Origin of the sequence: Wolbachia endosymbiont (group B) of Schoenobius gigantella, assembly GCF_964031005.1 — a bacterium.
GTDB lineage: Bacteria > Pseudomonadota > Alphaproteobacteria > Rickettsiales > Anaplasmataceae > Wolbachia > Wolbachia pipientis.
This window is the reverse complement of record NZ_OZ035002.1, coordinates 62,234-74,607: the sequence shown is the minus strand read 5'-3', so window position 1 is coordinate 74,607 and position 12,374 is coordinate 62,234. Positions and strand designations below refer to the sequence as shown.

Here is a 12,374-nt window from a genome sequence, read left to right as displayed (position 1 = left end):
ACTATTAAGTAAAATTTAATTTTACTTTAGCATAGGTAAAATACAAGCATTTTGTTGTTCATCTGCTTTTATTGCCAGCAATAATCCTATGCATATTAAGCTTGCAGCAGTTGTACTTCCTCCATAGGACAGAAATGGCAATGGGTCGCCTATCACAGGTAAGAGGCCCATTGTCATTCCGATGTTTATAAAGAAATGAGCACTAAAAAAGGCGAAAATGCCGATAGATATCGACTTAGAAAAATAATTTTTCGACCTATAAGCGATAGAGAAAATTATGCCAAGTAATGAGGTATAAAGCAAAATTAAAGCCATGCTACCTAAAAATCCCCATTCCTCACTCAGCACTGCAAAAGCAAAATCTGTACGTTTCTCCGGCAAAAATCCAAGTTGAGTTTGACTTCCGTTAACAAAGCCCTTACCAAGCAAACCTCCTGAACCAATAGCTATCTGAGATTGCTGCGCATTATAACCTATTCCAAGTGGATCCACTGATGAATCCAAAAACGACAATATCCTTTGCTTGTGATAAGGACGTAAAAAAGGCCAAATAGCCGGTACTGCAAAAATGCCAAGCGTTCCACATATTACCGAATGAGATCTTTTTATTATTGCTGTGAATATAATTGATATCCCTATAAATAACATTATCACAGCTGTGCCTAAATTAGGTTGCTTTAACACCAAGAACACGGGTAAGAAAATAATTATAAGTGCCTTAAGCAATCTTTTAAATTCCATCATTTTATATACACTCTGCTTATCAAAATAGCGAGCAAGCGCAAGTATTAAGCCTACTTTTGCAAATTCTGATGGTTGCAAACTAATTGATCCAATTCTTATCCACCTTGTTGCACCCATTATGTGTGAGCCAAAAAAATTCACTACTAATAGCGAAATCACTGCTGCTACATAAAAAAAGTAGGCGTGCTTCAAATAAAAATCTAGCTCTATGAATGACATAGCTATAGCAAGTAGGAAAAAGAAGGAGAATATGACCAGTTGGTGAATCGCAAATGGCACCCACTTTCCTCCAGCAGAAGAGTATTGAACAACAATGCCAACGCAAAACAGCGCTATCACGTTAATGACTAACAACCAATGAATCTTCTTCAGTCTATCCACAATAAAGACCTTATAACCTTAAAGTATAGTAAAATATGAAACAAAGATAAAAATCAAAAAACCAACTTCTCAACTACTAACCGAATTGGAGTGCTATATATTCCAGTTACTACTGTTAAAACTGCCATAAACAATAGACAGAAAAGCATAGGAAATGGCACATCATTAATTTTGTCCGGTGTCATTCCAGTGCGTGACGTTGCATCATTTTCAAAATACATTTTCTCTACCATCTTCCACATATATATCAATGCAAGGAAAGAGCCAGCAGCAAATGTTACAAGGGAAATCCACGCATGAGATTCGATAATTGCTTTCATTATATACCACTTGCTTACAAAGCCATTTGTTAAAGGCACACCGATTAATGCTAAACTGAGTAGAGTGAACGCAAGTGCTGTATAAGGCATTGATTTCTTGAGTCCCGATAAATTCTCTATTTTTGTTGTATCAAATTTGTAAGAAATACATCCTGCAGCCATAAATAAAGATGTTTTTATTATGCTGTGGTTTACTATGTGAAGAATTGCTGCAAATACACCTGTTTTTGAGTTAAAACTCAGTGCTAAAATTATATAACCAATTTGGCTAATACTAGAGTGAGCAAGCAGTCTTTTTATGTCTTTTGCGGTTATTGCAAATATCGACCCAAATATAACAGCGCAAAGTGCGAGGATAATTATCACGTTGCTTAGTGATGGTTTAAATAAGAAGAAATTTTGATGAAAAACAGTATAAAAGATTCTGATGAAAACATATATCATCACTTTTGTCACTGTGCCTGAAAAGAATATGCTAATGAAACTTGGCGCCTCACTATATGCATTAACCAGCCACCTGCTTAATGGAAACAGTGCCATTTTGATTGAGAGACCAATAAAAATGAACAACGTGCCAAGTTTTATGATGTTGTTATCGTGTAATGGAACTATTCTTTCAGCCATGTCAGACATATTGAGCGTTCCAGTCATTGAATACAAGAGCCCGATGCCAAATAAATAAAATGTTGCGCCTATTGTTCCACTAATTAGATATTCAAATGCTGCAACCAAGGCTTTTTTATCCCTTCCCATTGAAACTAATACATAAGAAGAAAGAGATGAAATTTCCAAGAAAACGTAAAGGTTAAATATGTCGTTTGTTACTAGAATCCCGAGCAGTCCGCTTAAGCACAGTAGAAATAGAGAGTAAAAACCAGTGATTTTGTTTTTGCTAATTTCTTTTTCGTTAATATAAAAGCTATAAAGCACGCTAATCAGCGCTATAAAATTCACCAAAGTTAGAATCAAGGAGTTTAACACGTCGATTCTTAACTCTATTCCATACGGAGGAGCCCAATTTCCAAGGTGATAAGTTATAATTTCACCTTTATATGTTTTAATGAGTAGTATTGATGAAATGATAAGAGTGATTGTTGTTGCAATAAAAGAAATAAACCAAGATACCTTGTGTTTCTTGGCAAGAAAGCAAAACATTGATGCAATTATTGGTATAATAACTTGTAAGATTGGTAATTGCATTAAATTGTTGTTAATATATCGTTAAAGTATTAGTATATATAATACTTTTTGTTTTAATACCCTTATGTTATCTAAAATTTGTAACGCAATAAAACGCCTATTACGAAGAGAAGATAAATTTGTAGGAAGAGATGAAAATGGAAATTCTTACTATGAATCAAGTAAAGGAAAAAGGTGGGTTATGTATAGCAGTGTCTCTGAGCCTACAACAGTGCCTCCGGAATGGCATATATGGCTTCACTATACTGATAATGTAGTACCAGTTAATAATAAAAAAAGAAAAGTAAAACATACTCCTAATTTAACGGGTACAAAAAATGCATACTATCCAAACCAAAAAGTGAAAAATTACTATAAAAGCTGGAGTCCTGATAACTAAAGATGCGAAGGTCAAATATACTTGAAATAACCGCTGGATTATTTGTATTAATTTTCACTATTTTTCTGATTTTCTTTGCTATTGATAAGCTATCTTACATAAAGAAAAACTATAAGGATTGCAATAAAATATATGGTCTTTTTGCTAACGCTAACGGTATAGGAGTTGGTGATAGTGTCAAGATCTCTGGTGTAGATGTTGGAAGCATAACTGGTGTATCACTTGACAAAGCTACCTACGTAGCACGAATCGATATGTGTATAAGCAAAGACATAAAATTGCCAATTGATAGTTCAGCTCTGATCACTAGCAGTGGAGTTGTTGGCAGTAAATTTGTTAATATATCACCTGGATCAGATATTAAACTAATCTTGCATGGTGGTAAAATAGAGTATACTCAAGCTGAAGCAAATATGGGTGGAATAATGGACAGAATTCTTGGTATGTTTACAAAGTGAAAATGGCAGGATTCCAAGTATATCCGTTCAGGTAAAGCCTCCTGTAGTTCTAAAGTATTTAAGGAGTTTGCCTTATTTCTTGCCTTTTCTACCGCTTGCTTTGGGGTTTATAGTATAGAAAGTGCCTTAATAGTTGCAGTGCATGTCTATCAATGATAAAATGAAAATTAATTTATTTTGATATTATGATTGGTTTACTGTTTGCCGTACTGTTGTTCCTCTGTGGTAGTGATGCACTTGCAAAACAGGAGCCACGTTCAATAGCTGGAGATAATCACATAAAGGTGATAAATTATAACCCACAAGCTATACATAAGTATACGGGTTTTTATGGTTATCAGTCCAGTATATTGTTTGAACCAGGGGAGGTAATACAAAACCTTTCAATGGGTGATTCAACTGGTTGGCAACTCCTTCCTCAAGGTAATAGATTGTTTATTAAGCCTATAGATGATATTGCCGATACTAATGCAACTATAATTACCAATAAAAGAGTTTATTACTTTGAACTTCATGCTGAAGAAGCAACTGGACTAGATGATCCAAGATTAGCATATGAAGTAAGGTTTCTTTATCCACTATTTAGCAGTGATGAGATTTACACAACAAATAACGGTGATATCTTCGAACAAGCTAGTCATACCATTATTCCTGATATCAATGATATTGAAGTTGTAAAGAAGGGATTAAATTTTAATTATTCCATCTCGCACGTCAAAGGTAGTCAGTCAATAATACCAATTAAGGTTTTTGATGACGGAAAATTTACATATCTACAATTCAATAAAATAAACTCTGATTTTCCGGCAGTTTTTATGGTTGATTCTGCAGGATATGAGTCTTTAGTAAATTTCCGTACAGTTGATAACTACCTGATAATCGAAAGGGTAAGTTCAGTGTTTACCTTAAGGAATGGATCGAGTACAGTTTGCCTATTTAATGAAACCATACCTTTCAAAAAAGGGTAAAGGCTATAATGCCCGAGATATGGGTGCAAAATTTTTTCTATGATGTTCTGTAATTCCATAAAGGCCAATAGCGTTAAGGTGCTCTTTTGTCCCATATCCTTTATTTTTATACCAATTATATTCAGGATGCTTATTATGCAATTCTTGCATAAGCCGATCTCTCGTAACTTTTGCAACGATTGAAGCTGCTGCAATTGATGTACTCAAATTATCACCATTTACTATGGATTTCACTTGCCATTTCACTTCAGGTGGTTGATTACCATCAACTAGTACATAATCTAATTCTAGGTCCAAGTCTATCAACGCACGTTTCATTGAAAGCTTTGTTGCTTGCAAGATATTGTATGAATTTATTTCTTCTACGCTTGCCATTCCTATACCAAATTTTGCAACGGATGTTATTTTTTCATATAGGACTTGCCTACATTGAGGAGTCAACTTTTTCGAGTCGTTGATTCCATCAATAATTGTATTTCTATCAATAAACACTACGGCTGCGGATATTACTGGACCAGCTAGCGGACCTCTTCCAACTTCATCCACTCCTGCTATCACTCCTGATAATTTATTTTCTAATGTAAAGTCTGGGTATTTCATAGGTTTTTATAATAAGAAAGTTATAGTAAAAACTGAACAGATAATAGAAATTATCCAAAATTTCATAACGATTACATTTTCTGACCATCTCTTCTTCTCAAAGTGATGATGTATTGGTGCCATAAGAAAAACTCTTTTTCCTTCTCCATATTTAAACTTTGTATATTTAAAATATGATATCTGAATAATAACAGATAGAGTCTCTATTACAAAGATTATTCCAATAATGGCAAAAAGCATTTCTCTTTTAATTAGGACACTAGTTAACCCTAAAGCCGCACCTACCGACAAGCTACCAACATCACCCATAAATATTTTTGCTGGATGTGTGTTAAACCACAAGAAACTTAGAATAGCTCCTATAAATGCAATGCAGAATAAAGTAATATTCATATCTGCCTGAGTTATATATGCAATTAGCCCCAAAAAAGCAAAGGAAGTGATAACTTGAGTTGCAGCAAGGCCATCCAAACCATCTGTGAGATTCACAGCATTAGAAGAGCCGACAATTACAAACGCAGCAAACGGAACATATAGATAGCCAAAATCTATTATTACTCCTTTAAATAGGGACGTTTTTGTAAAACATTCAGCAGAGTATAGCTTAAGTATAAACACACCAACCAGAGCAACAATAAACTGAATAAGTATTTTGGTTTTTGCACTTAAACCTCGATAGTGATTTGTCTTCAATTTTAAATAATCATCAATAAATCCAAGTAGAGCAAAAAATAGAGTTATCAATATCAGCAGCAAAATTTCTGGTGTTAACTGAGCCCAGAGTAAAATTGGTAATAAAGAAGAAATCAGTATTATTATTCCGCCCATAGGTGGTACATTCTTTTTTGTTATTAAATGACTTTCTGGTCCACATGATCTAATTGGTTGCCCATCTTTGCTTATTTTTTTTAGAAGCTTTATAAAATAGGGAAAAAGAATAAACCCAAAAACAAATGAGGTAAAAAATACTTTTGTAGCTAAGATCATCTGCTTACTTAAATTGACTAAGTGTCATACCACCTATAGCTAATAAAGTCAACTTCTGTCATCCTATAGCCTGACCCACAACTGTACGAACATTGTGATTTGGGCCCATCAGTAGGGTGTCATCCCAGTCTGGAATCCACAACTGTACGAACGTTGTAGTTTGGACCACCAGTGGGGTGTCATCCCAGTGCCCAGACACTGGTTCTATGCAACTTAATTAAAAACGTTTGTTTTAGTGTAAGACAATTACCTTTAGCTTATCAGCTCAGTTATAAGCAAAATTTCTGGATTCCAGACTGGAATGACACCATTTGCTGTGCAATTTACCTTCAAAAATGAATGTTCGTACAGTTGTGAACCTGTGGCAGGTATTACATAAGAGCATTTCCCTCTTCTAAATTAAAACGCACTTTTGCCTCCTTTGCAGTCTATACTTTAGATGTATTTAATTTACAAATACTAATTATTTATTAATAATGGTGATATGTAAATATAGTTATAAAATAATTGTTACACTTGAATTCCTTCCTGGTTTCTGTTGTTATCAGAACATTTAAAACACTTTAAGAAAGCTGCTTAGTTAAATTAACTTAGACAAGTAAATAGCAGTTTTGCAGCCTGTTTTTATGAATGATGATAAAATGTTGTAGCCAAATGCGCTTTCAGCATTGTGCTGAATTGCAATATCTTTGTGCTCTAACTCCTCGTCGCGAAATTTACTTATAGTTTCTCTTAATTCCCCATCTTCTAAATGTGAAACTTGCTCTTTGTAGTGCTCCCCGATAACTTCTTCAACTGCAGCAGTGCAAGCCATAGCAGCTTTTTTGCCCATAATGGCAGTTGCAACGCCAAGCGACACTCCTAAAACACGCCAAACAGGCAACAAAACAGTAGGACGAACTTTTTGCTCTTTGATTTTCTCATTAAAATAGTGAAAATGCTTTTTTTCCTGCTCTTCCATTTCAATTATTTCATTGATTATAGAAGATTTCTTAAGAATAAATTTTTGACCAGAATAAATGCAAATAGCTCCATATTCTCCAGCGTGATCTACTCTAATTGCCTGTTGCAAGAACTGATTGTTGCTGTACCTTAAATTATTTAGATTTCTTTCTTTCTCCACAATACACCTTACCTGATACGAACAGAGCTACTATGAGATAAATTAGATTCCATGTTGCTAAGGAAACACCTAGAACGTAATGAGGTCTGTCACAAGATGGAGAGTAATTAGGATTTAGTAGATTATTTCTGAGCTCTTCTATACTAACGTTACTACTTGCTTGCTCTGTACAACCTAAAACATCATGAAATAAGTGGAGTTCAAGACCTATATGATAAAAAGATATTACTGCACCTATGAGGTAGCTGCAAAACATTGCATAGATTAGAATTTTGTTGTCTTTAAGCATGCACGCTACTGCAAGTAATCCAGCGATATAGTAAACTATTCGCTCGTATGTACATAACTTGCATGGCAGCATGTTGAAAAAATATTCTAGCACATATGCAAAAATTAGAGCAGCGGCACTCGACAGCAGAAAGATTGCAGGAATTCTGGAATTATTACACATAACTTTAAGTAAATTATCCCTGAAAGTATAAAGCAGAGTATTCATTTTACATAGGGATTTTTATTTTTTTTCAAAAGCAATCTAACTGGCACACCGTCTGCAAAGAAATTTTTTCTGAGATCGTTAATTAAATAGCGTTTGTAACTTTCATCAACACTTTCAGGTATGTTACATATCAAAGAAAAAGCTGGAGGTTTAGTACCAATTTGAGCGATATACTTCATTTTAACTGCTTTGCCTTTTACAAGAGGGTGAGAATGTTTTCCTACAGCATCTATGAGCCACTTATTCAGTTTTGCAGTGCTGATCTTCTTGTTCAAGGATTCACTCACTTCAAGACACTTATCTATCACATCACCGCAGCGCATGCCTTTTAACGCAGAAATTGTTATAGTTGGCACTTCCAAGAATAACCTGGTTACTTCCTGTTGTTTGACAAATTTTATTAACCTGCTTCTGTCATCCTTACCTATTAAATCCCACTTATTTAAAACAACAATAATCCCTTTCCCTCCCTTAATTGCAGCTTCACCAATTGATAAATCCTGCTGCTCAATACCAACTAGGGAGTCTAGCATTAAAACTACCACATGAGAGCGCTTGATTGATTCCATGCTTTTCTCAACAAATCTTGATTCTAAGCCATCTACAACATTCGCCTTTCTGCGGATTCCGGCAGTGTCAATTAGAGTAATTAACTCTCCATCATGATCATATGTAATATCCACAGAATCACGTGTGGTACCTGGCTCTGAACTTGTTATTAGTCTGTTTTCTGCAAGTAAACCATTTAAAAAAGTTGATTTTCCAACATTCGGACGGCCGATGATCGCGATCCTCAGCCTACTCAGTTCATTGTTAGGTAACTCAGTGTTCTCGTTAAAATTTTCAATAACACCAGCTAATGCATCATAAAGATCAACCATGCCAAGATTATGCTCGGCAGAGATATACACCGGGCCAAGAAAATCAAAAAACTGCAAATAATCAACATTTTCGGATTTATGACTCTCGCATTTATTTGCTACTAGTATTACAGGTTTATTTATTTTTCTCTTCAGCCACTTTGCAAACTCTTCATTTCGCTCATTTTGCACTTTTGCATCAACAAGAAAGAAAATTATGTTTGAATTGGATAAAGAAAATTCGATTTGTTCAATAACTTGTAGTGAAAAATTAGTTTGGTCGTTCCATCCTCCTGTATCTATAACTTTAAACTCCAAATCGCTAATTCTCCCCATTCCCTCTCGCCTATCCCTTGTCACTCCTGGAATGTTACTCACTACTGCTGCTTTTCTTCCTACTAATCTGTTGAATAGGGTCGATTTTCCAGCATTTGGTAGGCCTACTATGGCGATTTTTAGCATAATTCAAGGGCATGTTCTATATGAAGTAAATTATAACCGAAACTTTTCAATTTAACTATTGACTTCGTAGATTATATAAGCATACTACAGTTAGAATTTTTTTATTTCGTTATGTAAAATATGGGGTAGTTATGCTAGTGTCAGAGCAAATAGAGAGTGTAGATAGAGAAGAATTAAAGCAACAAAATCATATACATAAAGATACAGAGTATTCGGAAGAGACGACAATATATGGGCATATTAATCAACATATGGAAAAAAACATCTCAAATACATTGCATGAAATATATGATGCTCTTATGTCATATAACGAATCGGAACAGCCAATGGCGTCAACTTAAGAACTTTCATTAGCAAACTCTCCTAAAGACATGATGGCGTTTAGGCTTATCTACTTTATTGCGGCTGTCCCGGTCGGATTTTAACTTTAGCGCGTATACTTAAAAAGGGCTTGAAAGTTTTTTGGCGCAATAAGTACCTGATAGAGTTTCTGTCTCATTACACTAAATAAAACTGAAAAATTTAAACGATACTCAGTAATTTGATCTGGGTTCCAAGGCCCTTGTGCATCACATATATGAAGCGATAATATATTGCACATGACCAAGTTTGCCCAAAATTCTTGTAATACAGCCTCTCCAGAAAAATTCTCTAACTCTGCTCCTACTTTGAGTCGTTTATAGCACTTCTCTATGTGCCACCTTAACACATAAGCTTTGCTCCAAAGTCTCGGTCAAAAACTCTGTTTCTCAGTTGGCTAATGTCAGCACTATAACTCTTACTTTCTGTCCTTTCATTTTATTTTTTAGCTTTTCATTTTCTAATATAAAATCAAAATCTAATTCGCCAGCGTTCCCATAGCTTACTATAATTTCTTTTTTGCAAGAGAAAAATAAAATCTACTTCCAAATTATAATGCTGCTGAATGAATTTTACTGAAGACGATCATAGATAAATAATAATTTCTCTTGATTTAATAAACGCATTTGAGTGATAACTTCGGGTAATTGCTCTGCCGCCAACGTTTGTTCACCTATATTCCAAGCTGCAAGACGAGCACTGCAAATCAGCGAAGTACACAAATCAACAAACAAATTGCCAATGGTGCCTGTTGTTCCATTTGGTTCAAACTCGGATACAATTTCCCCAGAGCTGGGTAATCTCATACCAGAACCATCTGCTGCAATAAGTCTATAGCCTCTCCAACTCAGGTTCATCCTGATAGGCTGTTTGGATGCTTAAATTCTTGAAAGCCTGTATGGCAAATCTTATATCTTGCTTTAGAAAAAGCTTGCTTTGAGGGTACATGTCAATGGCTCCATAAGTTCACATTCTATTCCCAAACTTTTTTTAACTAACTTTAAAATCATAGAAAATACTGTCGAAAAAGGAAGTTTTCTTGTTCGTGTAAAACTCAACACAATGGATTTTCTGAAAAGTTTTCGAGTATATTATATTTTTAATTTGTAGAATAAGGTTTTTTCCTTTTTGCATATTTCACCTAAAAAGGACACATTTTAGACTTCTTTGTTGAAATAAAACAGAAACAAAAGTGCTGTCCCTTGCACTCTTTGGATAATTTAATGATAAAAAATTTGGAGAGAAATTTTATACACTATCGCTGATATTTTTCCTTAAGTTGACGCCATTGCCTGAACGGATACAACTTAATTTTTAATCTGCAGGAGTCAAGTTGAGAATGTCCAATTTTCCACTTTCTTTATAGCATAACATACTTCAGCGCCTCTTGCTCCTCTTGAAGTCCAATGGGCTCACCACTTATGTGTAAATTAATCGTTAATGTTGTACACGTTCTTTTCTTTTTCTACTCTCTCTTGCTCTTCAATACAATATATAGCAAGCGGATTAGCTTTAAGTCTTTCGACTCCTATTTCTTCTCCTGTTCCATCGCAGTAACCATAAGTGCCTAATTTTATTTTTTCTAACGCCTCCTTAATTTTTTCTTTTCTATCTTTTCGACGCTTGATTAATTCCTCGTTTCCACTATCTTCATCAGAATAGTATGTATCAATACTATTATCTTCTAGTTCTTGTTTCTCTAACTCAGCGAGTATTGATTGTAACTTTAAGCTGAAGTATTCCAGTTGTTTTACGCTCATATATTCTTCATCTTCTGAAGGAGTGTAATCTTCTGGTGACTTTATTTTTGGTAACTTTTCCATAATTGCATTATCAAAAAAATAATAAAACCTATATAATTTATGAACAAAAAATTATACTACCTCAAAGTAAACACTATAATTTATAATAAACATTTAAAAGCCTAGTATGATCGACTCAGTAAAAAAATTAGTAATAGATGATAAGAACTTTACCTATATAGTATGTATTTTTATCATAATGTTAAGTTTATCTTCATTTACACTTAAAAACAACAATAAACAAGAAGTTATGTTAACATTAACATGGATATGTGCTACATTTGTTTTGCAGATTTCTACAAATAATTTGTTTACATCTGATTATCATGATGGAATATTAGAGCAAATCTTTGTACAGCCACTCTCTTCTAGGCTTATAGTTGCTTATAAAATTTTCGCTCACTGGTTATTATTTGGGTTACCGATTTCAGTAATTTCTTCCATATTCAGCTTTGCAATTCTAGGCAATAGTATTGAACACTCAATAGCAGTTGGAGTGTCTTTATTATTTAATACGCTGATAATCACTAATATTTCAGCTACTGGAAATGCATTGATGATTGGTCAAAACAACTTAGCATCAGGAGTATCGCAAATTCTTGTTTTGCCAATGATAATGCCAACCTTTGTGTATTTTAAAATGCTAACTCAATTTGAAAATTTATCCTTGAATATTTATACACTACTAATCACCATCTTAGTTTTTGTTATTTTGATTGTTAACAGCACCATAACTACTCACATGGCACTAAAATTTGCTGTGGAACAGGATTGAAAAATCTTACTGTTATTCAGTAGACTTCTTGCATAACCTAGAAAAAAGGCAAATAGTTATTATAGATTTAGGTTTATCGACAATTTGAAAAACCTTCATTCCAGCATCCTTCCCTGTCATCCAAGTAGCCCTTCGTTGTCATCCCAGTGTCAAAAACTGGGATAACAGCTAACCTGACAACCGTCATCCCGCTACTTGTTAGCGGCTAAGAGATACCGTGACGGTATGACGGTTCGCGGTGGCATGACGATAAGCCTCATCATCCCGCTACGTGTTAGCGCCGCGGCGGTATGACGATTCGCAGCGGCATGACGAGAAAGGGGCTACTTGGATGATACCTTTTTTCTACTTAGTTTGGGTTATGCAAGAAGTCTATTCCTTCATAAGGAGAAGTAGTTAAAGGAATTTACTCTATTTCTCCCTCTTTTTTTATTATTTTTAATCTATAGTTAACGTAAA

At 34.5% G+C, this 12,374-nt stretch carries 13 protein-coding genes and 1 pseudogene; 5 read left to right on the top strand and 9 right to left on the bottom strand.

What is annotated here, in order from left to right:
- Nucleotides 1-21: 21 nt before the first annotated feature.
- Nucleotides 22-1,125, bottom strand: a complete 1,104-nt coding sequence (rodA, locus tag ACQH2O_RS00365) for a rod shape-determining protein RodA (protein ID WP_010963045.1) — start codon at nucleotides 1,123-1,125, stop codon at nucleotides 22-24.
- 53 nt (nucleotides 1,126-1,178) lie between these two features.
- On the bottom strand, nucleotides 1,179-2,645 hold the full coding sequence (locus ACQH2O_RS00360; RefSeq protein WP_038199409.1) for a proton-conducting transporter membrane subunit: 1,467 nt from the start codon (nucleotides 2,643-2,645) through the stop codon (nucleotides 1,179-1,181).
- Between the two features lie 64 nt (nucleotides 2,646-2,709).
- Between ACQH2O_RS00360 and ACQH2O_RS00355 the strand changes: the two genes are divergently transcribed.
- The 3 genes from ACQH2O_RS00355 (at nucleotide 2,710) to virB9 (ending at nucleotide 4,450) form a co-directional block, all read left to right on the top strand.
- Nucleotides 2,710-3,024 (top strand): NADH-ubiquinone oxidoreductase subunit NDUFA12 family protein, encoded by a 315-nt coding sequence (locus ACQH2O_RS00355; RefSeq protein WP_006280055.1) that lies wholly within the window; start codon nucleotides 2,710-2,712, stop codon nucleotides 3,022-3,024.
- 2 nt (nucleotides 3,025-3,026) lie between these two features.
- Nucleotides 3,027-3,482, top strand: coding sequence for an outer membrane lipid asymmetry maintenance protein MlaD (locus ACQH2O_RS00350; protein ID WP_010082331.1), 456 nt, complete (start codon nucleotides 3,027-3,029; stop codon nucleotides 3,480-3,482).
- A 185-nt stretch (nucleotides 3,483-3,667) separates the two neighbouring features.
- The gene (virB9, locus tag ACQH2O_RS00345; protein ID WP_010082330.1) at nucleotides 3,668-4,450 is read left to right on the top strand and encodes a P-type conjugative transfer protein VirB9; all 783 of its coding nucleotides are present in this window, start codon (nucleotides 3,668-3,670) and stop codon (nucleotides 4,448-4,450) included.
- 3 nt (nucleotides 4,451-4,453) lie between these two features.
- Here virB9 and ACQH2O_RS00340 read toward each other — a convergent pair whose 3' ends face one another.
- From ACQH2O_RS00340 to der, 5 genes are all read right to left on the bottom strand, one after another.
- A complete protein-coding gene (locus ACQH2O_RS00340; protein ID WP_010082329.1) occupies nucleotides 4,454-5,050 on the bottom strand; it encodes a ribonuclease HII in 597 nt (198 codons plus the stop codon).
- A 6-nt stretch (nucleotides 5,051-5,056) separates the two neighbouring features.
- Nucleotides 5,057-6,037, bottom strand: coding sequence for a phospho-N-acetylmuramoyl-pentapeptide-transferase (gene mraY, locus ACQH2O_RS00335; RefSeq protein WP_010963043.1), 981 nt, complete (start codon nucleotides 6,035-6,037; stop codon nucleotides 5,057-5,059).
- A gap of 580 nt (nucleotides 6,038-6,617) precedes the next feature.
- Nucleotides 6,618-7,160 carry a demethoxyubiquinone hydroxylase family protein gene (locus tag ACQH2O_RS00330; protein WP_006279362.1) on the bottom strand — a complete coding sequence of 181 codons (543 nt, stop codon included), beginning with the start codon at nucleotides 7,158-7,160 and terminating at the stop codon, nucleotides 6,618-6,620.
- Nucleotides 7,135-7,656, bottom strand: a complete 522-nt coding sequence (locus ACQH2O_RS00325) for a disulfide bond formation protein B (protein ID WP_010963042.1) — start codon at nucleotides 7,654-7,656, stop codon at nucleotides 7,135-7,137. The genes ACQH2O_RS00330 and ACQH2O_RS00325 overlap by 26 nt, the downstream gene beginning before the upstream one ends.
- Nucleotides 7,653-8,978, bottom strand: a complete 1,326-nt coding sequence (gene der / locus ACQH2O_RS00320; protein ID WP_010963041.1) for a ribosome biogenesis GTPase Der — start codon at nucleotides 8,976-8,978, stop codon at nucleotides 7,653-7,655. The genes ACQH2O_RS00325 and der overlap by 4 nt, the downstream gene beginning before the upstream one ends.
- Nucleotides 8,979-9,109: 131 nt before the next feature.
- Here der and ACQH2O_RS00315 point away from each other — a divergent pair, with 131 nt between their 5' ends.
- Nucleotides 9,110-9,319 carry a hypothetical protein gene (locus tag ACQH2O_RS00315; protein ID WP_010081834.1) on the top strand — a complete coding sequence of 70 codons (210 nt, stop codon included), beginning with the start codon at nucleotides 9,110-9,112 and terminating at the stop codon, nucleotides 9,317-9,319.
- A gap of 9 nt (nucleotides 9,320-9,328) precedes the next feature.
- Here the strand turns inward: ACQH2O_RS00315 and ACQH2O_RS00310 are convergent.
- Nucleotides 9,329-10,472 (bottom strand): annotated as a pseudogene (locus ACQH2O_RS00310) (transposase).
- Between the two features lie 296 nt (nucleotides 10,473-10,768).
- Entirely contained in the window at nucleotides 10,769-11,161 is a 393-nt protein-coding gene (locus ACQH2O_RS00305; protein WP_010963040.1) for a TraR/DksA family transcriptional regulator, read from the bottom strand.
- A 106-nt stretch (nucleotides 11,162-11,267) separates the two neighbouring features.
- Here ACQH2O_RS00305 and ACQH2O_RS00300 point away from each other — a divergent pair, with 106 nt between their 5' ends.
- Nucleotides 11,268-11,915, top strand: a complete 648-nt coding sequence (locus tag ACQH2O_RS00300; protein WP_010963039.1) for a heme exporter protein CcmB — start codon at nucleotides 11,268-11,270, stop codon at nucleotides 11,913-11,915.
- The last annotated feature ends 459 nt before the right edge of the window (nucleotides 11,916-12,374 follow it).